We start from the raw sequence: 22,871 nt of genomic DNA on the forward strand, positions 1-22,871 counted from the left end.
TAGCCCGCCGGGCGGCGGTTGGTTATGCCCCAGCGGGCGGTTGGTCCGCGACACCGCGGTAGGTGAAGCTGGCCGGAACCGTGTAGGTTGCCGACTCGGGGATGGTTGGGCCCTGGTCAAACGGTTCGGTGACCAGGCCCTCGAAGCCGTTGCGACTGAGCGCCGAATCAACCCGGAAGAGGCTCGAAAGCTCGTCGATCAGGTTCTCAGCGGTTACCAGAGGCTGGCCTGCTGGGCAGACGATGCTCACCTGGTAGACGCCGGTGTATTCGTAGGCCTCGCCGCCCAGGTAGCGGCAGGTGGTTGCTCCGGGCAGCTGAAAGGCTTGCAGGTAGGTTTCCCCTGGCTGAGCCTCGAAGGCCTGTTCGAAGTTCGCGACCCGAATCGGGCGCGCAGCGGCCCAGGCCATCAGCTTGATCTCGATGGCCTGGCGGGCTCGTGCATGGCTCATACGCTGTTGTTCCTGATGGCTTCGTCGACGATGCGCTGGAAGTTGGCCAGGGTGACCCGGACTATGCCGGCCGGCGCCTGGGTTGAGTGTCCGTATTCCAGCGGCACCGCATACGCCAGGTTGTTCACGATGTAGGCCGTCTGGCCAATGGTCAGTGCCTGCACCTGCGTGACCAGCGCGGTAATGGCTTCGCTGCCCGACGGGTCGATGCGGTCGAGCTCTTCGGTCGCCGGCGAATCGATGGAGAACTGCCAGTTACCCCGGAACCGCCCGCCGACGTAACCTTGACCGGCGACCAGACCATTGGTGGCGAAGTTCTGCTCCCGCTCGGTCTTCGTCAGGGGCTTAGCGTACTTCACGCCCTTGCGCAGCTTGCCGGCCTTGGTGAAGTTGTCCTGGTTCAGGTTGATCAGGGTGTTGCGGACCGCGACCTTGAAGTCGTAGTCATCGGCTGCCCTGGTGGCCTTGGCCCGGTGCGCTACGTTGGCCGCCCACAATTCCGGATTGCCCACCGGCGACATGCGGATAACGCTGCTGCCGATCTCGATCACAATCTCGCGGAAGGTAGCGTCAAGGGCTTGCTCCGCCTGCTCGGCGAACGCCCGAATAGCCTCAGCAAAGCCGCCCTGCTGGCCGCCGTATCGCTGGGCCATGTGTGAGCCGCGAGCCATATCACTTCCTCAGCTGAATAGTCCAAGTCGCCTGGGCTGGGTCCTCGGAAACGTTGAGCACGCGGTAGCCGCTCACCTGGTCGCCGATCTTGGGCGCCGCTGGAACATCGGTAACTGCGCCAGTCTGCCCCTCGAACAGTTCGTTCTGCAGCACCAGCAGCTTCACGTCCTCGGTCTGGATGCGTGTGCCATCGATTTCCTTGGCCAAGTAGCTGCCGAACACGCCGCGCCCGGTGTAATGGATGGTCAAGGCCGGTACGGTGCCGCCGATCTCGGGGTCATATCCGCCCTTGACCGTGCGACTCCCGGCAACGGGCTTCACCGCGTCGGCAAGGCCGTCTGGATCATCGAAGGCTTCCGCCAGCTCGGCCTGCAGTTCTTCGCGCATGCCCATGGGTCAGATCCTTTTGAGCATTACTGTGCCGGCGCGGCGGGTCCAGGGTGCGATGAGGTCGAGGGCGAAGTTCTCGCCGGTCGAGCGATCAACAGACCCCGCGACGTAGGTCTTGCTGGTTGAAGTGCCAGCCTGGGCCGACACGGTCTTGCTCTGCACCTCACGCTGGGTGTCCTTGTAGAGCTGACCAGCCGCAGCCAGCTTGGCTACCTGCGCTCCGGCACTCACGATGGCGTCCGGAACCGGGACTGGCACCGTTCGCTTGATCTTGGCGGTGAGCCAGGCATTGGCCATGGCCACGGCAAGGACCGCATCACCGCTGCCGGCCCAGCCCTGCCCGAGCTTCTGGTCAACATCAGCAACAGTGATGAAGTCGGTCATGGCTTATTCCTTCGACGGGATTAGTGCCTGCAGCTCGGGCTTGTTGAGAGCGGGATCGAAGGTGATGCCCTGGGCCGTTAGCCACTCTTTGAGTTCCGGGACCTTCATCTTGTGAGGGTCGGTCTCCTCGCCGCTCTCCTCTTCGATCGCCTTGTCGATCTCGGCCTGGCTGCTGACCGGGGCATAGCCGTTCGGTGGGTAGGTCGACGCCTTGTAACCCTCTGCCACCCACTGGGCGACGGTAGGGCCATCCAGACGCAGGCCTTCCTCGATCTCGCTCACGCTGATGCCCTGGCGCTGGTAGGCCTCGCCGATGTGCGGGGCGTCGCCCTGCACGGACACCGAGGTGGCGCCGTCGATCACGCCGAAGAACTGGTCCAGGCGGCGATAGCAGGTGCCGCGTTCGCTGCCTGGGGTGTTGGTGTAGATGACTTTCATGCTGATCTCCTGCGCGGGGCGCCAGGCCGGCGCCCTGCATCATGGGGTCAAGGAGTGGCGGTACCGCTGATGACCGCGGCGAAAGGGACCTGTTTGCGATCGAACACACGCTTCCAGTTAGGCGCGGCTGCGTACTGGGTGGCACTCGGGCTCAGGTTGCGGTTCTCGCTGCCCTGCCAGCTGAAGCCGGCCGGCTGGAGGATGTAGGTCTTACGCTCCCATAGCACCTCGGCGCCGCCACCGTTACCGCCATCCGGCTTGCGCTGCATCTCGACAGGCATGTGCGGGTCGCCCTCGCCATAGCCGAAGGCGCCTTGGCCGAAGAACAGCGACAGGTACTGGCCCGGGGCGTAGATCAGGCCGTCATCCATGAACACCGGCTTGCCCAGGTAGGTGGCCAGGATGACCTTGCCCTGCGAGTCGCGCAGGTACTCGATCATGTCCTGCTTCACCATCTGGTTCATCACGACTGAGTGCACACCGATCGCGGCGAACATGTCGGCCGCGTCACCAGCGGTGAAGGCAGCATCTTGGAAGGCGTTTGCGCTGATGGATGCGCCCGCATCTTTCACCATGTCCCCGCCGTTGTTGGCGATGTTGGACGCAATCACGCCGCGGGCCGCCCCCATCAGGTAGCGCTGCCATTGGCGGGTCCAGTAGGTGCCGAAACGGTTGCGGATGTGCTGCATGGGCTCGGAGTTGGCCAGCTCAGCAGTCAGGTCGGAGACGCCGTAGCCTTTGTTGAGGTACAGGGTCCGGGCGCGCATGCTGCCCTGCTCGGCCTTGCCAACGGCGCCCAGGTCGTCCGGATCGTCATTGGAGATGTTCGGCGCCTCGTCGGCGTCGAGATCCTGCCAGTAGCTGATCTCGGAAGTACCCTGGCCGTTCTTCGCGATGCCGTCCAGGGTCGCGGAACGAGTGATGATGCCCGACTCATAAACGGCGGTCTTTTCTGGGGAGTTCACCGGCTCCAGAGTGCCGTAGTAGTCGGCAACAAAGATGTCCGACAGTTGGGTAGATGCCATGGGTTAGGTTCCTCGGGTGGCTTGGAGTTTTTTGAACGCGTCGGGGTTGTCACGAGCCATCGCTGCGCGCTCGGTCTCGGTGTACTCGCCCCATTTCTTCGTGGCCTTGCCACCGTTGTCGCCGGTCTGCCCGGCACCCTGAGCCCTTGGCCACAGGTGGGTTGCGGTTTCGCGCAGCGATTCCGCCCATTCGAGGGGAGACAGCGGGGTCTTGCCGTCCTTCCCGTACACGACTTCGCCGGCACGGTCAGTGGCAATGGGCTCGCCGTCTTCGCTCAGTTTGAAGGTGCCGCGGGCGCGGAGGATGATGTCCTCGGCAGCCTCGGGCAGCGCGCCGGCCTTGATGGCGGCTGCGCGGATGGAGTCAGCCAGCACCTTGTCGCTGTACTTGGCGGCGAAGGCTTCGGCCTTGTCGGCACGCTCGTTGGCAGCCTTGACCTGCTTGTCCAGGTCGGTGCGCAGGCGCTCGGTGCGCCGGCTGATGACTTCGTCCAGCTTGCCCTCGGCGATCAGCTTGGTTTCTTCATCCTGGCCAGCTTTGGCCAGCAGGCCTTTCACGGCCTCGATGTCCAGGCCTTCGAACTGGCCTTTCAGCTTGTCCAGTTCGGTCTTGATGGTCTTGTTGGAGCCGATCAGCTCGGCATTCTTGGACTTGAGGCCCGAGACCTCGCCGTCCAGGAACTTCTGCACCTCGCCGCCCAGCGCTGCCTTCAGCGCGGCGGTTTGGGTTTCGTCGAGAGTGAGGCCATGGGCGGCCGGGTCGAAGTCAAAAGGCATGTGGCTATCCCCTTGGGATTGATTGGCCCACCTTGCGGGCATAAAAAACCCCGGCGATTGCCAGGGCTGGTTGAACTGTGCGCAGTTAGGGAGCAAATCCAAAACAGCTGATCTCACCTCTATCTGTGAGCGAAAGCTGAATCCACGGATACTTCGCCTCCAACCTCGCCTTGATCTGACTAAATGCCTCTTCGGCCCGGTCTGCAGGCCCTTCGATAGGGAATTCCCCAGTTACTCCTACTCCTCTGCGATGCGGCATCGCCAAGTAGGATTCGAGAATCTGAGCGGTGATCTCCAACCCAGACTCAAACTTGATACTCATAAACACCTCAATGATTTTGTGAAAGCGCTATGGTAAAGCACGTTTCCACGCTGAAAATTGAGGGGTTTGCACTTGTTTCAGAGTCCCGCCCGCTCAAACGCCAACGGCTCCAGCTCCTTGAGCTGGTCGAGCGTCAGCGGCTTGAAGTTCTTGTCCAGTTGCAGCGCCGCGAAGCGTTCGGCCGTCAGCCCGCCATCGCGGAACAGCTTGCCGCGCACCGGGCCCAGCGCGGCGTCCTGGAAGGTCGCTGGCTGCGTTTTTAGCCACTGGTAGTAGCTGAGGCTTGCCGACACCTGTCCGCCGCCATCCGCACCCGCTGCCGCCCTTGTGGCACCTTGTCCGAACAGCGCCGACAACCTGGTGATCGGCGTGATCGTGGTTCGGCAGTGGATGTGGAACGGGGGCACAGGGCCCTTGCCCATCTCGTACTCGCGACCGTCCAGGCTCCGGCACTGCACGCTGGTCTTCCGGTCCAGGGTGGCGACGATCCGATAGCCCGGCACCACCTCGGCGTTCGCCTTGAGCGTTTCCATGCGCGCCGTTGTGGCTACATGCTGGACTGCGGTCTGGACGACCGCCCGGACGCTTCGGTTCGTGACCGCCAATAGGCCGTCCGTGAAATTCTGCCCGGCGGTGCCGCGTATGGCTTGGGTGATCTCGGCGTTGGTCTGGCCCTGTACAACCCCCATCCGGACGGCGTTGGTTACCCGGTCCGACTCGGTGCGGGTCCAGCCGCTCAGGAAAGGCTTCAGCAGCTTCCCGCCATCTACCCCAGCCACCTGTAGGGGCTGCGTGTTGATCGCAGCCCTGAGCAGCGAATCCGCTGGCATGACCGCATCGATCAGCAGCGCCTTGGCTAGACTGCGGCCCTCGAATGCGGCCTCGTACTGCGCGATGTCCACCAGGTCGGACTGCATCCGGTCGCTGAAGGCCTTGTAGATATCAAGCAGCTTGCCGCCCACCCGCCCCAGGAACTCTTCCAGCCGGCTCCGGCCGTAGGTCGACAGTTCCTTGCGGGTGAGCTGGTCACGGACATGGCTGTCAGCCCGGCGCAGGTAGGTCTCGAACTTCTTGACCTCGCCCGCCTTCAGCCGCTCAAGCAGTACCGAGTGGCGGCTTACCTGCTCCAGAAGCTTCTCGTCCGCCGTTTGCTCCGGTTTCGTCGCCATCGTCTTTGTCCAAGTTGACCCCGCCCGCGCCATGGCCGTCGCCGATCAGCTCGGCCTCTTCGTCGTATGGGCGCTCGGGCAGCTTGCCGGTGGTGAGGTACTGCCAGTAAGTCCCGGCGCTGATGGTGCCGGCCATAACACTCTTCTGCAGCTCGGCCAGCACCTGGGCATTGACCTCAGGGATCACGAACTCAGGTTTGACCGTGAAGACCACCTCGTCCGGGTTGAAGCCGGTCCACTCTGCGGCGTACCGCAGAGCCTGCTCGATGGCCTCCGCAGCGGTGATGACGATGCTGTGCAGCGTCGCGTGCTGGTCGTTCTGGCGTGTCTTGCGGGCCTCGCCCGACTCAGTGCCGGAGACGTCCATGACCTTGGCGCCGGCCTCGAGCGCGGCGTTCTTCTGGTCTTCCATCGCGGTACGAACGGCCTGGATGCCGGCGCCCTGGAACTCCAGGTAGCCACACTGGCCTTTCGGCCCGAGATCCCAAGCCGCAGACGGCCCGGTCACGCTAAGCTCCACGCTCTCGTCCAGACCCGACACCCACGGCTGCGGGTGGCTGGTCTGATGCAGCGCGGTGAAGTAGTCGGCGCTGAGCTGGTAGGACTTGAGCGCGGCCCGGGCCATGGTCAGCAGCGGGATCTCGTCCACGTCGGGCGAGTTGTCGGTGGAGCCGCAGTAGATAACCGGGATGTAGTCCAGACCGCGTACCAGGTTGTTGCTGCCGTCGACGGTACCCAGTGGGCGGTCGTCCTCAATCAGCGCACCGGCCTCGTTGCGTACGCCAGTGCGGCAAACCGCGCCGTCCATGTAGAACTCGCGGTACACCGTTTCGCATTCGTGGCTGTAGCGGTCCTGCTCCTTGCGCCTGAATTCACGGAAAACCGACAGCACCAGGTCCTGACGGCCGCCTTGGTCTGCAGTGTCCCAGTTGATGGCATTGCGCACCGCGTAGGTGGCGAAGTACGGCTGACCCCTATCATCGATGTTCACCACCAGCGGTACCCGGCCATGAGAGATGGCCTGGCGCACGATCCTGAGGAACAGTTGTGTCAGGCCAAAGCCATCAGCCGTGGCGTTGTCCTCCAGCCCTTTCAGCCCCGAGGGAAGCTTCACCTCGGGTATCAGCCGAGAGACCAGGCCCATCATCGAGCGCAGCGAATCCCGCACCCAGTGCTCGTACTGGGCCCGGTCGGTGTAATTCCGGTAAAGGTAGGCATTGCCGGCGCCGTCAAGCTTCTCGGCCTCGGTCATGCCGCTTGGCTTGGGCAAGTTGCGCGGGCTGCGCTTGATGGCGCCCTCGCCCTCCAGGGCGTCGTCCATCATCCGCCACTCTTCGATGTGAGCGTCGTAGTCTGGGTTGGTGGATTGAACAGGCATTACGCCAAACCTCCGATGCGGCGGACACCGCCTGTGCGTTTGCGTCGCGCCATGGCAACGGCGAAATAACGGAACCCGTCTGCCGGGTGCGAGGACCAGTCATGAAGCGGCTTATCCTTCCAGCACCCGCGCTTGTCGTCCCATTCCTTGCGGTAGCTTTCCAGTGCCGTGATCCCCTCGCTGCACTTGGCCTCTTCGAAGGCGCAGTTGGGCAGGATCTCGCGCGCCTGCTCGATGCCTTCATCAACGCCGAGCTTGGGCACCACTTGGAAGGTCATGCGGTACTTCTCACCGTCGATCTCGTAGCCCTCTCGTGCGAGCTCGCGCCGAGTCTTGCCGTCGCTACCAAATTCCCGGTTGTCGATGTCGTGTGGGCCCCAGTGCTCGCCGTACTCGTAACCGCGATCCTTCAGCACCTTCATGTAGTGCCGCAGGCCTTCGCCGCTGTTCTGATAGAAGTCGACGACGTGGTACTCCTCGCCAACGATCCGGACGAACCAGATGGCCGTGGAGTCGCCCACGCCGATGTCCCAGAAGGTGTGCACCGGCAGGTGGCTGTTGTCTGGCAGCTTGCCGATACGCTGGGCGGCGTAGAGCTTGGTGAACTGCTTGGCGTAGTACGCGCCCTCGATCGTCTGCTGGAATGCCTCGGCAGGAATCGACGGGTATTCGCGCTTCATGTCGTCGCCGAGGGTCTTTTCCTTGGCGGAATACCAGGCTCGCTGGCCTGGGTTGGTGACGATGCCGTGCTTGGCGGCCAGGTCGTCGAAGTACTTGGTCAGCCGGTCTGGAATGACCACGCCGACCGGGTCCAGCCAGTACAACGCGTTGCGCCACCAGCTGAAGAAGAAGAACTTCCAGTCCAGCAGGCCCAGGGGCACACCGGCCAGTTGCTGCTTCTCGGCAGACTGGCTGTAGTCGAAGAAGTACCCCGCCCGCCCCTCTGCCGTCGACTCAATGGTGACGAAACACTCAGCGGCCACAGCCTCGAACGCACCGGTTACGATTTCCCGCGCCTTATGCGGGAACTTGGCGCAGATCTTCCCGAACTCGGAAACGTGCAGGTAGCGCAGCGTGCCGCCCCGGAAGGACGTAGACACGTAAAGCGACCCGCCCTTGCTGAACACCAGCTCGCCCGCGGCATCGTTGCGCGCCGGGTTGGCTGCCTTGATCTCCTTGGGGAGGTTGTCATAGGCGTATTTCACCTTCTCCCTGAACAGGCGCTTGGCGTCGTTCAGGGTGTGGGCGATTAGGGCGCACTTTGCCGCCTCAAACAGCGCAGCATCCAGTTGGACGATACACACCAGCGTTGTGAACCCCAGCTGCCGAGCCTTGAGGATGATGTTCCGGGTGTGCATCCCCTGGAAGTAATCGACCTGCTCCTGCGTCATGCGGAAGCGGACCTTCTTGCCCTGCTTGTCAGTGATGAAGTACAGGTTGTTCAGCCGCCAGAACCGGTCCCGGAGCAGTTTCATGTGCTCGGGCTTCATGGTCAGGCATCCTTCGATAGTTCATCCATCAGCTGCGAGAGGTCGTCGGCGTCTTTCGACTGCTCCTTGTCGTCCAGGCCAAACGCGGTGCGTTCGAGCACCTGCAGGTTCTTCATGGCCGACGACAGCTGGAAAAGGGTCTTGGCGTTGCTGGGCAGGGCCACGGCGGCGAGCATCGAGCTACGGCGAAAGCCGCTCTCATCGTCGGCAGTCTCGCGCTCAATCTCGTCCTCGATGTCCTCGCGGCGCTTGATGGTGGTCAGCAGATCATCCATCAGCAGGTTCGCAAGGTTCGCGGCTTTGCGAATATCGCGGCGGTGGCTGCGAACAACCGTCGCGCCCTCTTCTGCCGCCTCCTCGATGATCTCGGCGTCCCGCTCAGGGTTCGCGCATTGGTCTTCGCGAACCTCGCCGCGAACCAGCTTGTTGCGAACCTCTTTGCGGACCTGCTCGGAAAGGTCCCGCTCCCAGCCCAGGGCCTTGGCCTTCTTCCGGATTGCAGTGTCACTGACGCCGTTACGGTCAGCGATGGTACGGATGGAAAGCGCCCCGGCCCGGAAGGCTCGCTCGATCGCCTCCCAGTCGGGTTGCTTGGTGGTCATGGGTAGATCCTGATGCTTGAAATGGTGGCGCGTTGCCGGTATTGGTAAGGATCAACCAAAAGAAGGAACTACCTGTGGCAAATGCAATTGATAAACTTACTGAACTCGGCGGTCATCGCTATAGCGCACTGCCAGATGAACAAAAGCGGGCATTAGCCGTTGCAGCCGCGCTTGAGGTTATCTGCGCTAAGGCTTCTGGCGCAGATGCCACAAAGCTAAGCGTCGAATTCGGAAGCCTTTCGGCATACGCAGACCAGATTCAAGACGCCTTGAAATTGAAGTGATCCATCAGTGCCGCACTCACCTGCGGCACACCTACCCCGCCTGCACTCTCATGCAAAACGTTCTGATCCTTCCGCCGGTGCTGGTATCGCGCTTGGCCGCCATCTCGACAGCCTTCTCGGCGGAAGCGCCCATATCCATTGCAGCGAAAGCGTATGGCGTGCCGCTGCCAATTGCATACGGGCGATCAAGCAAGACCGGAGACTTCCACAGCCCGGTGGCGTCATCGACGGCGACCATCATAAGGCTGCTGCCATCAAAGACGATCGCCGTGGCATCGATGTTTTCATCAGGCTTTGCGCCGAAGTACGCGTCGACCAAACGTTGGTAGTCCGGGACAGCACCGCAACAGAAGAACTTCACGCCGCCCTGCTCGAGGCACTTCTCGTAGTCGTCGTAGGTGATCACGTCACCGCGGGTGATCTGCGAGTCGTAGGCGATCACGCCATCTTTGTAGGCGATGGTGGTCATGGCAGGATCTCAGGCGAACGGGTCGGCGGGCTTGGCGATCGAGCGCACAAACCACATGAAGCCCTGCTGCAGGTTGGTCTTGGCCAAGGCCAGGGTGCGCTGGTCAACGCCTTCAATCTGTCCAATCTGCTTGAACAGCTCACCGGCGTCGGCCTCCAGGGCCTTGATTGAGTTCATGCCGTCGATCTCGCTCTGAGTGAGGTCGCGGTAACCGGTGATCTTCTTGTGCTGGTTGTCCATGGAGTTTCCTCAAGCTATTGCGCCACGAAATGGCACTCTTCGATTTCGTGGAGCGCCTACAGAGAGCTGGACGAACCAGTTCATCCGTGGACGGTGACACGGCACGCCATCGAATCGTCTCGATGAGACATATTGATGACTTCCCTCAGCAGAGCTAATACTTAATTGTCTGCCTGGGGAGGGTCGAAACATGCAACCAAGATTCGTTATCGTTCCGGCTGTGCCTATCGAGGGTGAATCCTTCAAAATTGGTAACCGGTTCTACGCCGCCACGACTTCCGGCGGCTTCGATATCTACGACAATCAAGAGAAGGAGCGCCTTAAGCGCGGCTTTGCCAACAAGTCGGAAGCCGCGTCTGAATGCGAAAAAATGAACGCCGCGTCACGCAATCCCGAGGAACTGTTCCCGTTGTTGCGGACTGACTGAGCCGCCCTACCCCGGCTGGAATACATGGCCGCGCCGGGCAACGGCATACAGAACGATCCCCAGCTTGAGGATCACGGCGTACAGGGTGGGCACGTGGCCGTTCATGGCCAGGACGAAGGAGCCAAACGCACCGATGGCCACCAAGTAGAACGCCACGGCCAGTAGCGGGTGGTCCATGGGGCGGATGCGGCGCAGGTAGTCGCAAGCAGCGATCACCACCAGCACGCTCAGGAAGGCATTGGCGCCGATCAGGACTGGAATCAGGGTAGAGCTCATCAGGTAGCCCCCTTGGCTCCGAACTGACTCACCACCGACTTCAGGACTGGGATGATGTTCATTGCCAGTAGGCCTATGAGAAAGGCCACGCCGTATTGGGTTTCTCCGCTGGTGCCAAGGTTGAAGTAGCTGATGGCGAGCGGGGTGCAGAAGATTGCAGATGCGAAGCCGGTGAAGAAGGCGGCTACAGCCTGGCCCCGGGTGAGGCCTCGCAGGAACGTCAGGGAAAGGATCGCTCCTGCGAAACCACCAATAATCACGCCGTACTTCACCAGCAGGACGCCGGCAGTCGTGCTTGCTGGTTCGGCCATGAATGGTTCCTAGAAGAAAAGGCCCGGCGAGGCCCTATTGAGGGACCGGGCAAGCGGCGAAGAGAAGAAAAAGATGGCTCCGTGCTATCGTCGCTATCCCTACAAACGCGGCACAGGAAGGAACCATGTCAAATTTCATCATCACCTTTGAGTTCAAGTCCGACGAAACCCGAAAGGCTCGATATGACTCATTCGTGAAGAAAATAAACGAGCTAACCGAGTACAGACACTGGGACGAGACCACATCCTTCTACTGTGTCCAACTGGACACGACAGCAGATGATCTGTGTTCTTCCCTGTACTACGGCAGCGAGTTCAATGCCAACAAAGACAAGATGGTGGTGATAGATGTAAGCAATAGGGTGAAAGCGGTGAAGGGGCCGCTTGAGTACCCTGGCCTGCTGGATAAATACCTAGGCTTCTGATTTTGCAAGGAGGCCTGTAGCCATCTGCGACTCAATCTCAGAAACTCGTACTTCATATCGAGCCAGCGTTTCCTGATTGAGCCGCAGCGCATCAGCAAGCTGCTTCTCACGAGTAACAGCTTCAGAGTGGAGCTTAGCCACCTCAGCCAGCTTGGCCTCTTGCGCGATAACCGATTCAACGGCTTGGCGGTACAAGCTTTTCATGCTGATCTCCGAAGACAACAAAGCCCAGACCTATGCCTGACCCCTAGAATTATTTGCGTGTCTTCCCACGCCGCCCGCCGAAGACCATTGCAGCGCTGGCACCCCAATGCACCAGTTTCGCCGATCAAGTCTCGCGCCACCCATCAGCACAGTCAGGGAATGGATGCGCGGGCTGCCGGTGTTTTTCCGTACACCACACTACCGGCTAGCAGTGTCCAGGCGTTCCCGTTAGGGCTGCCCTGGCTGCAGTTGCGTCAGAAAGCTGGAGCTATGTCCACGTAGTAGGCCTTGCCAACTTCGAGCTTTTCGGCAACCTCGGTAACGATCCCGGCGCGGAAGTGGCCATATGGCGTGTACTTCCCATAGATCGAATCCTCAGTAGCGGGGTCGCTGGAGTAGACGGCGCCGAACTGGACAGTGCAGAGCTGGCCCTGACTGTGCTCGTTCGGGGTCACTTCGTGGCAGATCATTTTGCAGCGCATGCGATTGAGCATGATTGGCTCTCCAGGTGAAGCAGGTTGGCCTATCAGTCTTTTGCCTGCCGGAAACGAAAATCCCGGCGCTCGGCCGGGACTCTTAAGGCCCTCTTCGGGCAATAAAAAACCCGGCGCTATGGCCGGGTTCTGTATGTCACTCCTCAACACGCGCAGGAATGACAGGATGCAAGAATTCTGTTGCACCGTTGCAGAGTTGTCAAGCTGCATCTGCCATCAAAACGCCTTCCTCCTGAAGTATCTTGGCAGACCCTGCCAGCGCCTCGGCCACCATCTCGTCGAGCACCTTCTCGATGCCCTTCTTCCAGCGCCAATACGTGGTCCGATTCAGGCCCTGGCCATCCCAGGTGTTGATGTCGTAGAACTCGGCAGGCAGCACGATCATGTCGGTGGAGCGCTTCACGTACTGCTCGCGGCGCGCCTGGCCGGCATCCTCTGGCATCTCGCCGCCGTCCAGGTGCTTGACCACGCCAGCATGCAGCGAGTCGAACTCAGCACGCTCACGGGCCGCCCGGCTGGCCACCTCATGCCCCGACTGCGCCTGCACGCCCTTCACTGGCGGGATAGCCCAGGCGGTTACCGCCTTGTACCGGAACAGGTTCGGCGCTTGGGTGGCGATTAGCGGCACCAGCTTCCCGATGGCCTCGACCTTCTTGGCCTTGTGGGTGGAGAACCTGGCCGTCAATGCATTCCAGTGCCGCGGGATCAGCTTGCTGTGCAGGCGGGCGTGCACCCAGCAGTCCACCAGCATCGCCGCATCCTTCCCGGTGATCTCCCCCTTCAGCTTCGAAGCCTGAACCTTCGGCTCGAAGTCGCCACCACCAACGCCGCTCATGGTCTCTGCCGCTAGGGCGCGCACTACCGCGGCCAACACGCTTTGATATTTCACTGTCCCTGCTCCTTCTTGCGGCGATACGAGATAACCATGCCACGCACTACGCAGTAGCCGGCGATGATGAAGATGCCCAGAGCCAGCAGCTGGGCGCTGTCGATTGGTGTCCAGTTCATGCTGCCTTCTCCTTCAGCTGCTTGATCTTGTCGCGGTACTCGGCCTTCAGGGCCTTGAGCTCGTCGATGGTGTAGCGCTGGGCCTTATGAGGGCCTTCCAGCCAGGCAACCTGCTCGGCGCCGATGCGCTGCACCAGGTTGATCCGGTAGTTAACGATGTCGCCCGACTTGTGCTGGTTGCAGGGCACGCACTGCTTGTGGCAGTTGAGCGGTTCGAACCGAAGCTCCGGGTTTCCACCAACGGTGCGGTAGTGCCCGGCGTCGTACTTGCCCTGGTGGTGCCGGCCGCAGCTGATGCATGGCTGGGCTTCATCGCGTAGGCGCACCCACTGGTTGAATACGGCCTGGGCCTCGCGCACGTAGTCGGCCCGGCTCTTGAGCTTCTGCTTGCGAACCTGGATCTCTCGGCGCTCGCGCTGGGCGATTGCTTTCCGTGCAACCGCCTGATTCTCTGGCTTCTTGGCCAGAGCCAGGGCGCACTGCACGCCGCAGGCCTTCTGCGTCGACAGTGCCGGCCGGAACTTCTCCCCGCAGGCCTTGCAGGTCTTCTGCTTCACTTCCTTGATGGCTACGCGCATGGCTCGGCCTCCTTGGATTTCTGCTGCTCGGGTTCAAAGTCGCCGCGCAGGGGCATAAGGAACTGCTCTCTGCATGGCCCTTCGGAGGTCGTCACGCCGCGCTTGTCGGTGTACTGGCCATCGGTCAGCCGAACGAGCCAGATACGGTTCTCCTCGACGTTGTCTACCCAGCCTCCAGCCTCAAGGAAAATCACCCGGTCATTCCCAAGGTATTCAATCAGCTCCACCGTTCTGCCCAGCGTCTCGTATGCCGTGAGGGTGCCGACGATCAGGGCAAGATCACCAGCCTTGAATTGATGCCTCATGCCGCGGCCTCCCACTGCTCAGGCATTTGCCCCTTCGGCTCGCTCCAGCGAACACCGCGCTCGGAGCCAAACGCGTACATGCATTCGATCACATCGCCAAGTTCGGCCACGGTCATCCGACGGGTGCTGATACCCAGCATGACGACGCCTCCGTTGATGCCAGAGGCCATGCGCACCTCCTGGCGGGCAGCAGCAGTCATCAGCGCCTTCCAATCCTCGCTGTCGAGCTTCTGCATGACACCGTTCACCGGCCATTCGACCTGGTGCGAGATGTCGGCCAACATTGCCCAGAGCTTGGCGTTCTGCTCCAGGGTTCGGCGGGACTTGACCGGGCGGACGATGATCTCGACGGCGCCTGCCATAGAAAGCTCAGTGGCAAAGAGGTAGGCCAATCGGCACACATCACGCACACGAGCCGGGCCGGAGGACCAGAAGTGGCGAGGCTTGGTCACCGCCTCGGAGAGCTTGGCCTGGCTGTTGACGCTGATCTTCTCGGTCATGGCATCACCTCAAAGTCAGCCAGGATCCGTGCATAGGTCTTCCAGTGGCTGCGCGCCGTCCAGTCGCATCCGGCAGGCTCAAGGTAAGCTGCGGGCTTGTGGCCAATTTCCTCGCCACTTGGATATCGGACACGGTAAATCCCGCCATCGCGCTTGCGTCGAAGCTTTCTGCCCTTCAGATGCTCCAGTTCATCTGGCCATTCCTGCATGCCGCTGAATTTCTCGAACGAAGAAATCACGCTCACGCCCCCTCCCCGGCCGGCTGCCCGGCGCGCTCGATGTTCAACTTGGCCAGCAGGTGGGCACGGCATGCGGCAGCACCACTGGGAATTTGCTGGACTTCGAGCAACCGGGCCTGGCGTTGGCGTGCGTACTCATCTGCCAGATCGATCAGGCTCTTCTGGCTGTCGTGGCCGATGCCGGTGGCGATCTTGCCGTCCAGGGGCTGGCCTTCCTTTGCCCGGCGCAGCACGATCTCGTAGGCCCGGTCGAAGCGCGCCTGCAGGCCCTTATCGTTCTGCTGTGCGGCGCGCAGGTCGAACAGGCCGGTGGCCACGGCGGCGATCTTCACGCCCTCGTGGCTGTAGACGCCCAGCAGGGCCTCGACCCAGGCAGCGGCCGGCGCTGGCATGCCGAAGTCCTCGGGCGTCGGCTGGCACATGGCGATGAACTCACCAACGCTCGGGGCGAAAGGCTTCTTGAGCTTGCGGCACTTCTCGATGCCGAACTCAATCTGCTCGATGGTGCGGATGCCCTCGGCGGCGAACTCCTTGATCCACTCCTCCTTGGCAGCCGCCAGAGCCTCGGTGGATGGCCAGGCTTGGCGCCAGGCAGGGAAGATGCCGCGCAGACGGCGGAAAAGGCCATTGACCACCTCGGCCGTCTCCAGCGAGACAACAACCGGGCCGCCGTGCAGCTCTGGCGGTAGGTTCTGCATCGCCGCCATCAGTTGGTTTGCTGATTTCATGTGCGCACCATCAGCCCTTCGGCCCAGGATGAGTCGTTGAAGTCGGGTTCGTTGTTCTGGCGGCGCTGGCCATGCTGGACACCCGGCAGCACCTTCTCCGGGAACAGGCCGGTCCAGCCGTTGATGATGGACTGGTTGATCACGGCGTCGGGCGCGTGATGGCCCGACAGGGTCTTGGCCTGCTTCGCGCAGGTAGTGGCGGTCAGCGGCTTGCGGATCTCTTTGCGGTGCTGGCACCAGTCGGCCCAAGTCTGCTCGCTGACGTTGGCCGGCTTGGCAGTCAGCGGGTCGAACTTCTCAGCCTTCTTCGGAGCCGCAGGAGCGTCAGCGACTGGCCCCTTCGGTTCTTTGATGGTTCCTTGATGGTTTATTGATGGATTGGGTGCAGCTCCTGCACCCCGTTCTGTCGTGGTTTGCACCCCGTTCTGTCGTGAGCTGCACCCCGTTGTGTCGTCATTTGCACCCCGCTCAGAACCGGGTGCAGCTGGTGCACCCCGTTCCACACACAGGTCGTAGACGGTCGGACGACGGTCATGACGGTCGATATAGGCGCCGGCAATTGCCTGATTCCCAAGGCGAATTACTCCGATCTCGAGCAGGTGGTCGAGCTTGTACTTGACCGTGCGGATGGACAGCCCAGTGTCTTCACTGATGCTGGATGACGAGGGAAAAGCCCCGCGGCCGTTCTTGTCGGCATAGTTGGCCAGGACCAGCAGCACGTAGCGCGCAGTGGCATCTACGATGTCGCGCTGCTCCAGGGCCCAGGACATCGATTGAACGCTCACGCCGCACCTCGCACAGCCTTGTCGTGGGTGTGTCGGCCGTCCCAGTTCTTCTTCATGGGCAGCTCGCCGGCCAGATACAGGTCGTAGAGGCGCACGGCGCCCTTGCGCAGCAGGATCGGGGTGTAGCTGATGAAGGCCTCTTTGCCGTGCGGGGTGATGGTCTGTTGATGCTCGGTCATGTACTTGTCGCGGGCGTAGGCGGCGACGCGGTATCGGGTACCGGATTTGCTCTCGTTGTAGAGCCAGTTGCGGCCTTCAAGGAAGTGACCCACCTGCATCACGTTGCCCCCATTCAGGCCCTTGCAGAACTGGACGTGGCTCATGCCCTCCTTGAACAGGTTCTCCAGATGGTCGATCTTCTTGGCCTGGGCCTCGACCTGGACTGTGAGCAGCACGCGGGCCTTCTCCGACTCCAGGGCCATCTGGAGGATTTCCAGCTTGCTGAGATCGGCAGGCGCGGCAGGCTCGGCCCTGGCTTCGAGTTCGCGCCAGCGCTTGATGACGGCCATGCGCATAGCGGCGCTGTAGCCGGTGAGCAGGCAGTCGGTGTGCTCGCGGTCCAGGCAGTACTCGCGCCGAGCCCGGTTTTGCGAGTCGAAATAGATCTGTCCAAACTTGGACGCATCTTCTTTCAGGTCGCCGAGCATCTTCTCGATGTCGCGCTTGACGTGCTGATGCTGCTTTCCAGTCAGTTCAGCGATTTCGCGCGACGACATCGTGCGCGCCACGAAATCGTGGTTCGCATTTTGTGGCGCGGGCCGGCTCAGGGCCTGTACACTTTGGGTCTGCATAGGTAAGATTCCTCAACAGAGTTTTTCGTTATGCAGAGAGCCGGGCCGCAATCCCGGCTTTTTTGTCTCTGCGATTTGGTGTCCCTTATGAGGGACTGGCGCCCGGGTCCCTAATTAGGGATCGGACGGTTACCTTGGGGCCGCGAACGGCACCACGTTGTTGCTCTTGGGCTTGCCCCTCATCGAGAGGAAGCGGGTGGCCATGCCGACGATCTGCGATGCAAGTTCGTCGGGGGTAAGGCCGGCCTCCTCCGCCCAGGCTTCCAGCTCCTGGAAGTCGGATCGGCGGAACTGCTCGACCTTCACGTCGTGCTGTACTGCTTCGTTTGCAGGCGACATTCGTGCTCCCCTGGACCTATTCAGGCCATGGCCTTCTTCTCGTTGATCAGCGGCAAGTGGCCGTGCTCTTTCTTGAACGCCAGCGCGGCCAGGATGATTTCCCGGGCCAGCACGCTGTGCTGCGCCTTGAGCTCCAGGGCGTACCCCTTCAGCTCGTTGAAGTCCTCGTCATCCAAGCGGACCTTGACCTGATGGTCGTGGCGGTGAGCTTTGTCGTCATAGGCCATCAGGTGTACCCCTGGTTTCTACGTGGTCGATCGGTTTGGATGACAGGGACTTGGTTGCCCGCTTTTAGGCCCCATCGAGGGCCTTTTTATGTCCTACCAGGCCCAGTACAGGCGCCCTATGTCGCATTTGTCTCAATTGCTCCTGGATGGCTAGCGATCGACTCATCTCCAGGTATTCGTCGGTCGATCTCTCCAGGCTCCAGCCGAGGTCGGCAGCCAGCTGTCGAACCTCAGCCTTCACCTCGATTGGCAGCAATTCGAAGGTGGTTTCAGGCATAGGCCCTCCATAGGGGCTTCAGGCCGATTTATCCTGCTCGCCGGCACCGTTCATTTCTCGAAGTAGGTCAGCGGCGCCCAAGCGGCGTCCGAGGTTGGCCAATTCGTGCACGTAGGTGGCCAGCTGCATGCCGGCCATACGGGCCTCCATGCGCAGCTTGCGAACCTCTTCAGGCTTCCAGCGCGACTTGATCACTTCGCTGCGTTTGTTGGCGGGGTCCAGGTGCATTCAGGGATTTCCTTGTGATTGAAAAATGGTTAGGCGGCGGACTTTTGGGACGGGAACGGCCGCTGCTCTTGCGCGGTAACCGTGCCGTCTTCATCAACAGTCACGTAAACATCGCGGCCGACGCGGATGGCCTTGCTCAGACCTCCTTGCGTGCAGCCGAGCATCTGAGCGGCGCGGGTATGGCCGTGCTCTTTTGCGAATTCGGAAAGCGGGATTCGGCGCATTGCGACGTCCTCAACAATGGATCTACGGGACCAGTATGACCGCCGGTATTGTTGCTCGTCAATACCGCCGCTATTGGTGCCGTGAATACCGGTGGTCATATCATTTGCAGATGACGAAAAACTCCCGAAAAGTTCCCCTTTCCGACTGGCAAGTGGAGGACGCCCAGCGCCTGAAGGCGCTCTACAACCAGAAGCGTGCCGAGCTCGGCTTGACGCAAGATCGCATTGCGGCAGAGCTCGGGGAGGGTGTGACGCAGGGTGCCGTAAGCCATTTCATGAATGGTCGTACGGCGCTTAGCCTTCGCGCCGCGGCGGTCTTTGCCAGGGCTCTGCAAGTCCCTATATCTGAGTTCAGCCCAAAGCTGTCCGAGCAGCTCGCATCAATGCAGACCGTACCCCTGGTTGGCGCGGCGCTTGACGCGTATGAGTCATACCAGAGCTCCAGGCATTCAGACGCCCAATCCCCTCTCCCTGAAGGGGCGGATGAAGATGAGCTGGATGGTAGGTATGCCTACGTACCGCAATACGACGCCAAGGCGGCAGCCGGCCTTGGGAGCGAGAACCCGCACGTTGAAATTCGCTCCACCCTCGCCTTCAAACGTGACTGGCTGAAGGTCAAAGGAGCAAAGGCTGACCAGCTCATCGTGATCTACGCCGAAGGCCAGAGCATGTGGCCAACAATCAACGACCGGGACGTACTGCTGATCGATCGATCTCGGATCGACCCTGTTGATCGCAAAGTATTCGTGCTAGCCGGCGCTGAAGGAACGATCGTCAAGCGTCTGGTGCAAGCACCACTAGGGCGCTGGATCTTGCGCAGCGACAACGACGACAAGGACCAGCATCCGGATCGTTATTTCCTGCGAAGCGACGATAATGAACACCGGATCATCGGACAGGTGATCTGGCGCGGCGGGGACCTTTGAGCCCCCTTGTAAAATGGAGATGTAGATGCCGGAAAAGCCACTGAGTAAAGATGACGCTGCGGAAGCGGAACTGCTCGAGACGCGCGCCAAAAAACTGAAGGTCCCTCGCGAGGCCTTTCAAGATTTTATGGAGCGTATGCGCCCTGGTCGCGGCTGCTCATTCTGCGAAGATGGCATATACCATGCCGCTCCCGCGCCGAGCGGTGGGGCCACGGGGATTGTGGCGACCCCTGTGCCTTACCTAAAGGGCCTGGGTGTATGGTTTTACTCCGCCACATGCGATACTTGTGGTGACACTCGGTTCTTTCATGCGAACCACGTCAGGTCTGCTATGGGTGATGATCATTGATGGCTGCGGCAATTGCGTTTGATTTCTATGACCTGGTTGAAGACCAGAGCGGCGAGCCGCCTATCGTCTATTCTGACTTTTTCCAAGCAGCTACCAATCTCAATGCCATGGTTGATATTTGCGTAAACGGCGCAATCTATACTGAACCAATGGTAATCCCGCGTTACGCGGTAATGGGGGCGAAAATGAAGCACGCACTCACCCTCGACATCAGGGACTTCCCGGTGATGCTCGGCTCTTCTGCATTCTGTGGAGCCCTTGCCGGTGTGGCTTGGAGCCTATTCGCATCTGGCCCTGCGCCGTCTCTGCTAGTCTTCGGGAGCTCAGTAGCAGGCCTTGGCGTCGGCCGCATTATCTCAATGCTGAAGAAGGTGTCCGATGACGATCGCTGAAGTAGCTGACGGGTATTTTGCCAATCTCCAGCCAATAACCGTTCTCGCCTTCTTCGTCGTCAGTGCTTTCGCCTTTTTTTGGCGAAAGGGTGACGAAGCCGTTGCGATCGATTCGATCTCAAAAGGCGCGACGGCCTGCGCGTTTCCCAGCGGTGTAGCTTTCGTAATTTGCGCAGCCTACCCTGGGTTCGTCCCAAAGATGGCGGATTCAAGCCTGGCTTTCTCAGTAGGAGGAACAGCGCTGATGATGATTCCGTTCTTGGACTTCAAGAAGATCTTTCAGGCTTACAAGCAGAGCGCATAGCTTAGCTGTCGGAATCGAGACCCGCTTCGGCGGGTTTTTTAATGCCTGTGCGCTGGCCGGCGTCTGACTTTTGTTCTCCCAATCCTGCCACCGAGCGGGATTTTTTGTGGGCGCAAGGAAAATATGACCGGAGGTATTGACCACATGAAATACCGGCGGTATTGTTCGTCTATGCAGTCACTCACCAGGGACTGCGGAGGCCCTCAAGCCTCACCGCTCTTTAACAACCAGCGCAACAACCAACAGACCGCATTGCCTCTACCGGCGACCGGCGATCAGACAGCCCCGAAAGGCTGCCCACGACAGGGACAACCCTGTACGGCTGACGAAGGTGAAACGCCTGAACTGAGAGAAAGACCCGGGCATGCAATGCGCCCCGCCACCCCGGCGGTAATGGGAGAAACACCAGATTCGATAGGTGGCCACTGCCTGCCCAGTGAGCGAGCAATAGGAGATTTAGTCATGAAGTAACCGGACGATTCACCCGTGAGGCGCAGCAAGCCTGAAGGCCGCGCCCGTACCCATGACAGGCAGCGGAAAGTAGGGCCGTCGATGTCACCGCGCATTGGCCAAATGGTAGGCCCACCCGAAACGACGATCACCGCTGACGCAACACCCCGGCCTGTCGCCAGTAGCGAGGCCGGGATTTCACCAGGTGCCATTCCATGAGTGGCATCTGGGAAGTCAACTGGAGGAACACAGCATGAACAAAGTCCTTCGCATCACACTGCGCGGCGAGCTGCAGGCGTTCACCGACAGCGACCTGAACGCCTGCATTCGCGAAGCGAACCGGCTCAACACCGAGCGCGGCTACCGCAACGGCGTGTGTGTGGTCGAGATGGAAGACGGGCAGCGCATGACGGCCGCCGACTGCAAGAAGGCCGCATGAGCCTGCGCGACCAGGGCTTCAAGTTCTGCATCAGCCCGGACAAGAAGCAGGGCCATTGGCTGCACCCAACGGTGGTCAAGGTCATGCATCCCGACTGGACGGACGTCACCGATTGGCCGACCGAGCAGCTCGTCGCCTACTTGATGCCAGCACCACAGCAGCGTGAATTGTTCGCTGCCTAACCACCCTTCCCTTCACATCGACCGCATTGGCAGGCGCCAGGCCACCTTTCACGGTGGGTTTGGTCACCCGCGCCTGGCTCCTGGCCAATGCGGTCCAGAGGATCACCAAATGAGCGGAATGAACGTTTCCGGCCAGGTCATGGTTCAGGAGCCTTCAGGCAGCGGCTTTTCGGCCCATGTCTACCCAACACGCCTTGATGCGGCCATTCAGTTGCTGCGCGTGATGATTCGCCGCGCAGCTGACGCGGAGCAGGCCATGGCCCAAATCGAAAATGCCGTAGCTGAGCTGATCAGCGAGGAGCGACATGATTTGGATATGGAAATGGCAACCGAGCGCCGGCGCCGTGGAGAAGAGCCGTGAGCGGCTGGCAGCCGATTGCCTCGGCGCCGCGCGATGGCACTGAAGTGCTGCTTGCATCGATTGGCCAGAAGTTCGAGGGCGTGCCGATCCCGGATCGGGTAACGCTGGGGCATTACACCGTAGGCGACGAGCTCCTGAAGCACGTAGGCGACTGCGGCGGTGTGTGCCGCTGCCCTGAGTACGAAGACATCGAGCCCTTCTGGATGTCCTGGGACGGCGGATTTACCGACGAGAATCCGCCCACCCACTGGTTGCCACTTCCGGCTCCACCCACCGAGTAACCCACCACCTGGAGGCGACCATGAGTCGCGAGCATGAACTGTACGCGGACAGCGCCCAGGCCCGCGAGGTCGACCGCCAGTACCAGCTTTTCGGCGATGCCAGCTGGGCGGATCACCTCACCTCGAAGCAGGCCCGGGCGAACAACCAGGCCTGGAACGCATTGATCAGCGAACGCGACGAGCGCCAGCGGATTGAAAGCCGCCGGGTGATCGCCTCAGCACTCGACAAGATGGAAGCCATGTGCGGCACAGGCGCCGCCCGGAGGTCTGCATGAACAGAGGAACACGCGACGAGGTTGTCGCCATCATCAACTCGCGTTTCGACGCCATCGAAGCCTCGTTCAGCGAGGGGCTGCGCGGCGAGCTGTCGATGGCCATCGACCTTGCGGGACTGACCGGCGCGATCGATCTTCCAAAGCAGCGCGGGTACATGGAGCGTCTGAATCTGGCGATAGCACGCAACAACGAAGCATGGTTGCAAGCGAACGGGAGGGTGGCATGACAACGCCTATCGTAATGTCGCTCATCGACGAACAGGTCGCTGAGGCCGCGCAAGCCTTGCCAGATGACCGCATTCTCATGGTGTTCAAGGGTCTTACCTTGGAAGACGCCATGAACCAAGCGCGCATGGCCCACATCGAGAACCCGGCTGCATGGTCGGGCCGGGCTTACCTTTGCGGCATGTGCACCCTGGCCTACGAGGTCCGCACGTGAGCCGCCAGCAGGCCAG

The 22,871-nt window shown here is 61.0% G+C and carries 44 protein-coding genes; 13 read left to right on the plus strand and 31 right to left on the minus strand.

Annotated features, from left to right (window positions below):
• Positions 1 to 22: 22 nt before the first annotated feature.
• From OO258_RS25680 to OO258_RS25730, 11 genes are all read right to left on the minus strand, one after another.
• Entirely contained in the window at positions 23 to 451 is a 429-nt protein-coding gene (locus OO258_RS25680; protein WP_266034284.1) for a phage tail terminator-like protein, read from the minus strand.
• Entirely contained in the window at positions 448 to 1,122 is a 675-nt protein-coding gene (locus OO258_RS25685; RefSeq protein ID WP_266034287.1) for a hypothetical protein, read from the minus strand. Before OO258_RS25685 ends, OO258_RS25680 begins: the two co-directional genes overlap by 4 nt.
• Position 1,123: 1 nt before the next feature.
• Positions 1,124 to 1,516 carry a hypothetical protein gene (locus tag OO258_RS25690; RefSeq protein WP_266034289.1) on the minus strand — a complete coding sequence of 131 codons (393 nt, stop codon included), beginning with the start codon at positions 1,514 to 1,516 and terminating at the stop codon, positions 1,124 to 1,126.
• A gap of 3 nt (positions 1,517 to 1,519) precedes the next feature.
• A complete protein-coding gene (locus OO258_RS25695) occupies positions 1,520 to 1,897 on the minus strand; it encodes a hypothetical protein (protein ID WP_266034291.1) in 378 nt (125 codons plus the stop codon).
• 3 nt (positions 1,898 to 1,900) lie between these two features.
• Entirely contained in the window at positions 1,901 to 2,335 is a 435-nt protein-coding gene (locus OO258_RS25700) for a hypothetical protein (RefSeq protein ID WP_266034293.1), read from the minus strand.
• 47 nt (positions 2,336 to 2,382) lie between these two features.
• Positions 2,383 to 3,360 (minus strand): major capsid protein, encoded by a 978-nt coding sequence (locus OO258_RS25705; RefSeq protein ID WP_266034295.1) that lies wholly within the window; start codon positions 3,358 to 3,360, stop codon positions 2,383 to 2,385.
• A gap of 3 nt (positions 3,361 to 3,363) precedes the next feature.
• The gene (locus OO258_RS25710) at positions 3,364 to 4,137 is read right to left on the minus strand and encodes a hypothetical protein (protein WP_266034298.1); all 774 of its coding nucleotides are present in this window, start codon (positions 4,135 to 4,137) and stop codon (positions 3,364 to 3,366) included.
• Between the two features lie 399 nt (positions 4,138 to 4,536).
• Positions 4,537 to 5,628, minus strand: a complete 1,092-nt coding sequence (locus OO258_RS25715) for a minor capsid protein (RefSeq protein ID WP_266034300.1) — start codon at positions 5,626 to 5,628, stop codon at positions 4,537 to 4,539.
• Positions 5,555 to 7,006, minus strand: coding sequence for a DUF4055 domain-containing protein (locus tag OO258_RS25720; protein ID WP_266034303.1), 1,452 nt, complete (start codon positions 7,004 to 7,006; stop codon positions 5,555 to 5,557). Before OO258_RS25720 ends, OO258_RS25715 begins: the two co-directional genes overlap by 74 nt.
• On the minus strand, positions 7,006 to 8,496 hold the full coding sequence (locus tag OO258_RS25725; RefSeq protein WP_266034306.1) for a terminase: 1,491 nt from the start codon (positions 8,494 to 8,496) through the stop codon (positions 7,006 to 7,008). The genes OO258_RS25720 and OO258_RS25725 overlap by 1 nt, the downstream gene beginning before the upstream one ends.
• 2 nt (positions 8,497 to 8,498) lie before the next feature.
• Positions 8,499 to 9,098, minus strand: coding sequence for a hypothetical protein (locus OO258_RS25730; protein WP_266034309.1), 600 nt, complete (start codon positions 9,096 to 9,098; stop codon positions 8,499 to 8,501).
• A 74-nt stretch (positions 9,099 to 9,172) separates the two neighbouring features.
• Here OO258_RS25730 and OO258_RS25735 point away from each other — a divergent pair, with 74 nt between their 5' ends.
• Positions 9,173 to 9,382: a hypothetical protein gene (locus OO258_RS25735; RefSeq protein ID WP_266034312.1), complete on the plus strand. Its 210-nt coding sequence runs from the start codon at positions 9,173 to 9,175 to the stop codon at positions 9,380 to 9,382.
• A gap of 31 nt (positions 9,383 to 9,413) precedes the next feature.
• Here the strand turns inward: OO258_RS25735 and OO258_RS25740 are convergent, their stop codons facing one another.
• On the minus strand, positions 9,414 to 9,851 hold the full coding sequence (locus OO258_RS25740) for a proteasome subunit beta (protein ID WP_266034314.1): 438 nt from the start codon (positions 9,849 to 9,851) through the stop codon (positions 9,414 to 9,416).
• Between the two features lie 9 nt (positions 9,852 to 9,860).
• Positions 9,861 to 10,091, minus strand: coding sequence for a hypothetical protein (locus tag OO258_RS25745; protein ID WP_015269843.1), 231 nt, complete (start codon positions 10,089 to 10,091; stop codon positions 9,861 to 9,863).
• A 190-nt stretch (positions 10,092 to 10,281) separates the two neighbouring features.
• Here OO258_RS25745 and OO258_RS25750 point away from each other — a divergent pair, with 190 nt between their 5' ends.
• Complete coding sequence (locus tag OO258_RS25750) at positions 10,282 to 10,518, plus strand: Arm DNA-binding domain-containing protein (RefSeq protein WP_266034321.1); 237 nt, start codon at positions 10,282 to 10,284, stop codon at positions 10,516 to 10,518.
• A gap of 6 nt (positions 10,519 to 10,524) precedes the next feature.
• Here OO258_RS25750 and OO258_RS25755 read toward each other — a convergent pair whose 3' ends face one another.
• Positions 10,525 to 10,794, minus strand: coding sequence for a hypothetical protein (locus tag OO258_RS25755; RefSeq protein ID WP_266034323.1), 270 nt, complete (start codon positions 10,792 to 10,794; stop codon positions 10,525 to 10,527).
• The gene (locus OO258_RS25760; protein WP_099816003.1) at positions 10,794 to 11,105 is read right to left on the minus strand and encodes a peptidase M48, Ste24p; all 312 of its coding nucleotides are present in this window, start codon (positions 11,103 to 11,105) and stop codon (positions 10,794 to 10,796) included. The genes OO258_RS25755 and OO258_RS25760 overlap by 1 nt, the downstream gene beginning before the upstream one ends.
• 125 nt (positions 11,106 to 11,230) lie before the next feature.
• Between OO258_RS25760 and OO258_RS25765 the strand changes: the two genes are divergently transcribed.
• On the plus strand, positions 11,231 to 11,530 hold the full coding sequence (locus OO258_RS25765; protein WP_061550560.1) for a hypothetical protein: 300 nt from the start codon (positions 11,231 to 11,233) through the stop codon (positions 11,528 to 11,530).
• Here OO258_RS25765 and OO258_RS25770 read toward each other — a convergent pair.
• From OO258_RS25770 to OO258_RS25845, 16 genes are all read right to left on the minus strand, one after another.
• A complete protein-coding gene (locus OO258_RS25770; RefSeq protein WP_266034336.1) occupies positions 11,519 to 11,734 on the minus strand; it encodes a hypothetical protein in 216 nt (71 codons plus the stop codon). The two genes, OO258_RS25765 and OO258_RS25770, sit on opposite strands and share 12 nt — an antisense overlap.
• A gap of 254 nt (positions 11,735 to 11,988) precedes the next feature.
• A complete protein-coding gene (locus tag OO258_RS25775) occupies positions 11,989 to 12,228 on the minus strand; it encodes a hypothetical protein (protein WP_266034339.1) in 240 nt (79 codons plus the stop codon).
• 199 nt (positions 12,229 to 12,427) lie between these two features.
• Positions 12,428 to 13,117 carry a hypothetical protein gene (locus OO258_RS25780; RefSeq protein ID WP_266034341.1) on the minus strand — a complete coding sequence of 230 codons (690 nt, stop codon included), beginning with the start codon at positions 13,115 to 13,117 and terminating at the stop codon, positions 12,428 to 12,430.
• Positions 13,114 to 13,236 carry a hypothetical protein gene (locus OO258_RS25785; protein ID WP_266034343.1) on the minus strand — a complete coding sequence of 41 codons (123 nt, stop codon included), beginning with the start codon at positions 13,234 to 13,236 and terminating at the stop codon, positions 13,114 to 13,116. The genes OO258_RS25780 and OO258_RS25785 overlap by 4 nt, the downstream gene beginning before the upstream one ends.
• Complete coding sequence (locus OO258_RS25790; protein ID WP_266034345.1) at positions 13,233 to 13,814, minus strand: recombination protein NinG; 582 nt, start codon at positions 13,812 to 13,814, stop codon at positions 13,233 to 13,235. Before OO258_RS25790 ends, OO258_RS25785 begins: the two co-directional genes overlap by 4 nt.
• The gene (locus OO258_RS25795; protein ID WP_266034347.1) at positions 13,805 to 14,119 is read right to left on the minus strand and encodes a hypothetical protein; all 315 of its coding nucleotides are present in this window, start codon (positions 14,117 to 14,119) and stop codon (positions 13,805 to 13,807) included. Before OO258_RS25795 ends, OO258_RS25790 begins: the two co-directional genes overlap by 10 nt.
• Complete coding sequence (locus OO258_RS25800; RefSeq protein ID WP_266034349.1) at positions 14,116 to 14,619, minus strand: recombination protein NinB; 504 nt, start codon at positions 14,617 to 14,619, stop codon at positions 14,116 to 14,118. The genes OO258_RS25795 and OO258_RS25800 overlap by 4 nt, the downstream gene beginning before the upstream one ends.
• Positions 14,616 to 14,864 carry a hypothetical protein gene (locus tag OO258_RS25805; RefSeq protein ID WP_266034351.1) on the minus strand — a complete coding sequence of 83 codons (249 nt, stop codon included), beginning with the start codon at positions 14,862 to 14,864 and terminating at the stop codon, positions 14,616 to 14,618. Before OO258_RS25805 ends, OO258_RS25800 begins: the two co-directional genes overlap by 4 nt.
• Positions 14,861 to 15,586 (minus strand): replication protein P, encoded by a 726-nt coding sequence (locus tag OO258_RS25810; protein ID WP_266034353.1) that lies wholly within the window; start codon positions 15,584 to 15,586, stop codon positions 14,861 to 14,863. Before OO258_RS25810 ends, OO258_RS25805 begins: the two co-directional genes overlap by 4 nt.
• The gene (locus tag OO258_RS25815; protein ID WP_266034354.1) at positions 15,583 to 16,371 is read right to left on the minus strand and encodes a helix-turn-helix domain-containing protein; all 789 of its coding nucleotides are present in this window, start codon (positions 16,369 to 16,371) and stop codon (positions 15,583 to 15,585) included. The genes OO258_RS25810 and OO258_RS25815 overlap by 4 nt, the downstream gene beginning before the upstream one ends.
• Entirely contained in the window at positions 16,368 to 17,162 is a 795-nt protein-coding gene (locus OO258_RS25820) for a Rha family transcriptional regulator (protein ID WP_266034356.1), read from the minus strand. Before OO258_RS25820 ends, OO258_RS25815 begins: the two co-directional genes overlap by 4 nt.
• 129 nt (positions 17,163 to 17,291) lie before the next feature.
• The gene (locus OO258_RS25825; RefSeq protein WP_172286092.1) at positions 17,292 to 17,501 is read right to left on the minus strand and encodes a hypothetical protein; all 210 of its coding nucleotides are present in this window, start codon (positions 17,499 to 17,501) and stop codon (positions 17,292 to 17,294) included.
• 20 nt (positions 17,502 to 17,521) lie between these two features.
• The gene (locus OO258_RS25830; RefSeq protein WP_266034358.1) at positions 17,522 to 17,728 is read right to left on the minus strand and encodes a hypothetical protein; all 207 of its coding nucleotides are present in this window, start codon (positions 17,726 to 17,728) and stop codon (positions 17,522 to 17,524) included.
• A 64-nt stretch (positions 17,729 to 17,792) separates the two neighbouring features.
• A complete protein-coding gene (locus OO258_RS25835) occupies positions 17,793 to 18,005 on the minus strand; it encodes a hypothetical protein (protein ID WP_119140677.1) in 213 nt (70 codons plus the stop codon).
• A gap of 18 nt (positions 18,006 to 18,023) precedes the next feature.
• Positions 18,024 to 18,233 carry a hypothetical protein gene (locus tag OO258_RS25840; protein ID WP_266034360.1) on the minus strand — a complete coding sequence of 70 codons (210 nt, stop codon included), beginning with the start codon at positions 18,231 to 18,233 and terminating at the stop codon, positions 18,024 to 18,026.
• Between the two features lie 29 nt (positions 18,234 to 18,262).
• Positions 18,263 to 18,457 (minus strand): Cro/CI family transcriptional regulator, encoded by a 195-nt coding sequence (locus OO258_RS25845; protein ID WP_019097753.1) that lies wholly within the window; start codon positions 18,455 to 18,457, stop codon positions 18,263 to 18,265.
• Between the two features lie 35 nt (positions 18,458 to 18,492).
• On the opposite strand from OO258_RS25845, the gene OO258_RS25850 reads away from it, so the two are divergent.
• From OO258_RS25850 to OO258_RS25895, 10 genes are all read left to right on the plus strand, one after another.
• The gene (locus OO258_RS25850) at positions 18,493 to 19,383 is read left to right on the plus strand and encodes a LexA family transcriptional regulator (protein WP_266034363.1); all 891 of its coding nucleotides are present in this window, start codon (positions 18,493 to 18,495) and stop codon (positions 19,381 to 19,383) included.
• A 348-nt stretch (positions 19,384 to 19,731) separates the two neighbouring features.
• Entirely contained in the window at positions 19,732 to 20,124 is a 393-nt protein-coding gene (locus OO258_RS25855; RefSeq protein WP_266034365.1) for a hypothetical protein, read from the plus strand.
• Entirely contained in the window at positions 20,111 to 20,428 is a 318-nt protein-coding gene (locus OO258_RS25860) for a hypothetical protein (protein ID WP_266034367.1), read from the plus strand. The genes OO258_RS25855 and OO258_RS25860 overlap by 14 nt, the downstream gene beginning before the upstream one ends.
• Before the next feature lie 703 nt (positions 20,429 to 21,131).
• Entirely contained in the window at positions 21,132 to 21,317 is a 186-nt protein-coding gene (locus tag OO258_RS25865) for a hypothetical protein (protein ID WP_266034369.1), read from the plus strand.
• The gene (locus tag OO258_RS25870; protein WP_266034373.1) at positions 21,314 to 21,499 is read left to right on the plus strand and encodes a hypothetical protein; all 186 of its coding nucleotides are present in this window, start codon (positions 21,314 to 21,316) and stop codon (positions 21,497 to 21,499) included. Before OO258_RS25865 ends, OO258_RS25870 begins: the two co-directional genes overlap by 4 nt.
• A 109-nt stretch (positions 21,500 to 21,608) precedes the next feature.
• Positions 21,609 to 21,860, plus strand: coding sequence for a hypothetical protein (locus OO258_RS25875; RefSeq protein ID WP_253249168.1), 252 nt, complete (start codon positions 21,609 to 21,611; stop codon positions 21,858 to 21,860).
• Positions 21,857 to 22,141: a hypothetical protein gene (locus OO258_RS25880; RefSeq protein ID WP_266034378.1), complete on the plus strand. Its 285-nt coding sequence runs from the start codon at positions 21,857 to 21,859 to the stop codon at positions 22,139 to 22,141. Before OO258_RS25875 ends, OO258_RS25880 begins: the two co-directional genes overlap by 4 nt.
• Positions 22,142 to 22,161: 20 nt before the next feature.
• Positions 22,162 to 22,416, plus strand: a complete 255-nt coding sequence (locus OO258_RS25885; RefSeq protein ID WP_266034380.1) for a hypothetical protein — start codon at positions 22,162 to 22,164, stop codon at positions 22,414 to 22,416.
• A complete protein-coding gene (locus OO258_RS25890) occupies positions 22,413 to 22,643 on the plus strand; it encodes a hypothetical protein (RefSeq protein WP_266034383.1) in 231 nt (76 codons plus the stop codon). The genes OO258_RS25885 and OO258_RS25890 overlap by 4 nt, the downstream gene beginning before the upstream one ends.
• Positions 22,640 to 22,855 (plus strand): hypothetical protein, encoded by a 216-nt coding sequence (locus tag OO258_RS25895; RefSeq protein ID WP_266034385.1) that lies wholly within the window; start codon positions 22,640 to 22,642, stop codon positions 22,853 to 22,855. Before OO258_RS25890 ends, OO258_RS25895 begins: the two co-directional genes overlap by 4 nt.
• The last annotated feature ends 16 nt before the right edge of the window (positions 22,856 to 22,871 follow it).

Origin of the sequence: Pseudomonas sp. DCB_BI (assembly GCF_026240995.1) — a bacterium.
Classification (GTDB): Bacteria; Pseudomonadota; Gammaproteobacteria; order Pseudomonadales; family Pseudomonadaceae; genus Aquipseudomonas.

What these genes read in the sequence shown, in the direction of transcription:
- OO258_RS25680 (WP_266034284.1), bottom strand. Translation starts at nt 451, where the DNA reads ATGAGCCATGCACGAGCCCGCCAGGCCATCGAGATCAAGCTGATGGCC.
- OO258_RS25685 (WP_266034287.1), bottom strand. Translation starts at nt 1,122, where the DNA reads ATGGCTCGCGGCTCACACATGGCCCAGCGATACGGCGGCCAGCAGGGC.
- OO258_RS25690 (WP_266034289.1), bottom strand. Translation starts at nt 1,516, where the DNA reads ATGGGCATGCGCGAAGAACTGCAGGCCGAGCTGGCGGAAGCCTTCGAT.
- OO258_RS25695 (WP_266034291.1), bottom strand. Translation starts at nt 1,897, where the DNA reads ATGACCGACTTCATCACTGTTGCTGATGTTGACCAGAAGCTCGGGCAG.
- OO258_RS25700 (WP_266034293.1), bottom strand. Translation starts at nt 2,335, where the DNA reads ATGAAAGTCATCTACACCAACACCCCAGGCAGCGAACGCGGCACCTGC.
- OO258_RS25705 (WP_266034295.1), bottom strand. Translation starts at nt 3,360, where the DNA reads ATGGCATCTACCCAACTGTCGGACATCTTTGTTGCCGACTACTACGGC.
- OO258_RS25710 (WP_266034298.1), bottom strand. Translation starts at nt 4,137, where the DNA reads ATGCCTTTTGACTTCGACCCGGCCGCCCATGGCCTCACTCTCGACGAA.
- OO258_RS25715 (WP_266034300.1), bottom strand. Translation starts at nt 5,628, where the DNA reads ATGGCGACGAAACCGGAGCAAACGGCGGACGAGAAGCTTCTGGAGCAG.
- OO258_RS25720 (WP_266034303.1), bottom strand. Translation starts at nt 7,006, where the DNA reads ATGCCTGTTCAATCCACCAACCCAGACTACGACGCTCACATCGAAGAG.
- OO258_RS25725 (WP_266034306.1), bottom strand. Translation starts at nt 8,496, where the DNA reads ATGAAGCCCGAGCACATGAAACTGCTCCGGGACCGGTTCTGGCGGCTG.
- OO258_RS25730 (WP_266034309.1), bottom strand. Translation starts at nt 9,098, where the DNA reads ATGACCACCAAGCAACCCGACTGGGAGGCGATCGAGCGAGCCTTCCGG.
- OO258_RS25740 (WP_266034314.1), bottom strand. Translation starts at nt 9,851, where the DNA reads ATGACCACCATCGCCTACAAAGATGGCGTGATCGCCTACGACTCGCAG.
- OO258_RS25745 (WP_015269843.1), bottom strand. Translation starts at nt 10,091, where the DNA reads ATGGACAACCAGCACAAGAAGATCACCGGTTACCGCGACCTCACTCAG.
- OO258_RS25750 (WP_266034321.1), top strand. Translation starts at nt 10,282, where the DNA reads ATGCAACCAAGATTCGTTATCGTTCCGGCTGTGCCTATCGAGGGTGAA.
- OO258_RS25755 (WP_266034323.1), bottom strand. Translation starts at nt 10,794, where the DNA reads ATGAGCTCTACCCTGATTCCAGTCCTGATCGGCGCCAATGCCTTCCTG.
- OO258_RS25760 (WP_099816003.1), bottom strand. Translation starts at nt 11,105, where the DNA reads ATGGCCGAACCAGCAAGCACGACTGCCGGCGTCCTGCTGGTGAAGTAC.
- OO258_RS25765 (WP_061550560.1), top strand. Translation starts at nt 11,231, where the DNA reads ATGTCAAATTTCATCATCACCTTTGAGTTCAAGTCCGACGAAACCCGA.
- OO258_RS25770 (WP_266034336.1), bottom strand. Translation starts at nt 11,734, where the DNA reads ATGAAAAGCTTGTACCGCCAAGCCGTTGAATCGGTTATCGCGCAAGAG.
- OO258_RS25775 (WP_266034339.1), bottom strand. Translation starts at nt 12,228, where the DNA reads ATGCTCAATCGCATGCGCTGCAAAATGATCTGCCACGAAGTGACCCCG.
- OO258_RS25785 (WP_266034343.1), bottom strand. Translation starts at nt 13,236, where the DNA reads ATGAACTGGACACCAATCGACAGCGCCCAGCTGCTGGCTCTGGGCATC.
- OO258_RS25790 (WP_266034345.1), bottom strand. Translation starts at nt 13,814, where the DNA reads ATGCGCGTAGCCATCAAGGAAGTGAAGCAGAAGACCTGCAAGGCCTGC.
- OO258_RS25795 (WP_266034347.1), bottom strand. Translation starts at nt 14,119, where the DNA reads ATGAGGCATCAATTCAAGGCTGGTGATCTTGCCCTGATCGTCGGCACC.
- OO258_RS25800 (WP_266034349.1), bottom strand. Translation starts at nt 14,619, where the DNA reads ATGACCGAGAAGATCAGCGTCAACAGCCAGGCCAAGCTCTCCGAGGCG.
- OO258_RS25810 (WP_266034353.1), bottom strand. Translation starts at nt 15,586, where the DNA reads ATGAAATCAGCAAACCAACTGATGGCGGCGATGCAGAACCTACCGCCA.
- OO258_RS25820 (WP_266034356.1), bottom strand. Translation starts at nt 17,162, where the DNA reads ATGCAGACCCAAAGTGTACAGGCCCTGAGCCGGCCCGCGCCACAAAAT.
- OO258_RS25825 (WP_172286092.1), bottom strand. Translation starts at nt 17,501, where the DNA reads ATGTCGCCTGCAAACGAAGCAGTACAGCACGACGTGAAGGTCGAGCAG.
- OO258_RS25830 (WP_266034358.1), bottom strand. Translation starts at nt 17,728, where the DNA reads ATGGCCTATGACGACAAAGCTCACCGCCACGACCATCAGGTCAAGGTC.
- OO258_RS25835 (WP_119140677.1), bottom strand. Translation starts at nt 18,005, where the DNA reads ATGCCTGAAACCACCTTCGAATTGCTGCCAATCGAGGTGAAGGCTGAG.
- OO258_RS25840 (WP_266034360.1), bottom strand. Translation starts at nt 18,233, where the DNA reads ATGCACCTGGACCCCGCCAACAAACGCAGCGAAGTGATCAAGTCGCGC.
- OO258_RS25845 (WP_019097753.1), bottom strand. Translation starts at nt 18,457, where the DNA reads ATGCGCCGAATCCCGCTTTCCGAATTCGCAAAAGAGCACGGCCATACC.
- OO258_RS25850 (WP_266034363.1), top strand. Translation starts at nt 18,493, where the DNA reads ATGACCGCCGGTATTGTTGCTCGTCAATACCGCCGCTATTGGTGCCGT.
- OO258_RS25855 (WP_266034365.1), top strand. Translation starts at nt 19,732, where the DNA reads ATGGCTGCGGCAATTGCGTTTGATTTCTATGACCTGGTTGAAGACCAG.
- OO258_RS25860 (WP_266034367.1), top strand. Translation starts at nt 20,111, where the DNA reads ATGACGATCGCTGAAGTAGCTGACGGGTATTTTGCCAATCTCCAGCCA.
- OO258_RS25865 (WP_266034369.1), top strand. Translation starts at nt 21,132, where the DNA reads ATGAACAAAGTCCTTCGCATCACACTGCGCGGCGAGCTGCAGGCGTTC.
- OO258_RS25870 (WP_266034373.1), top strand. Translation starts at nt 21,314, where the DNA reads ATGAGCCTGCGCGACCAGGGCTTCAAGTTCTGCATCAGCCCGGACAAG.
- OO258_RS25875 (WP_253249168.1), top strand. Translation starts at nt 21,609, where the DNA reads ATGAGCGGAATGAACGTTTCCGGCCAGGTCATGGTTCAGGAGCCTTCA.
- OO258_RS25885 (WP_266034380.1), top strand. Translation starts at nt 22,162, where the DNA reads ATGAGTCGCGAGCATGAACTGTACGCGGACAGCGCCCAGGCCCGCGAG.
- OO258_RS25890 (WP_266034383.1), top strand. Translation starts at nt 22,413, where the DNA reads ATGAACAGAGGAACACGCGACGAGGTTGTCGCCATCATCAACTCGCGT.
- OO258_RS25895 (WP_266034385.1), top strand. Translation starts at nt 22,640, where the DNA reads ATGACAACGCCTATCGTAATGTCGCTCATCGACGAACAGGTCGCTGAG.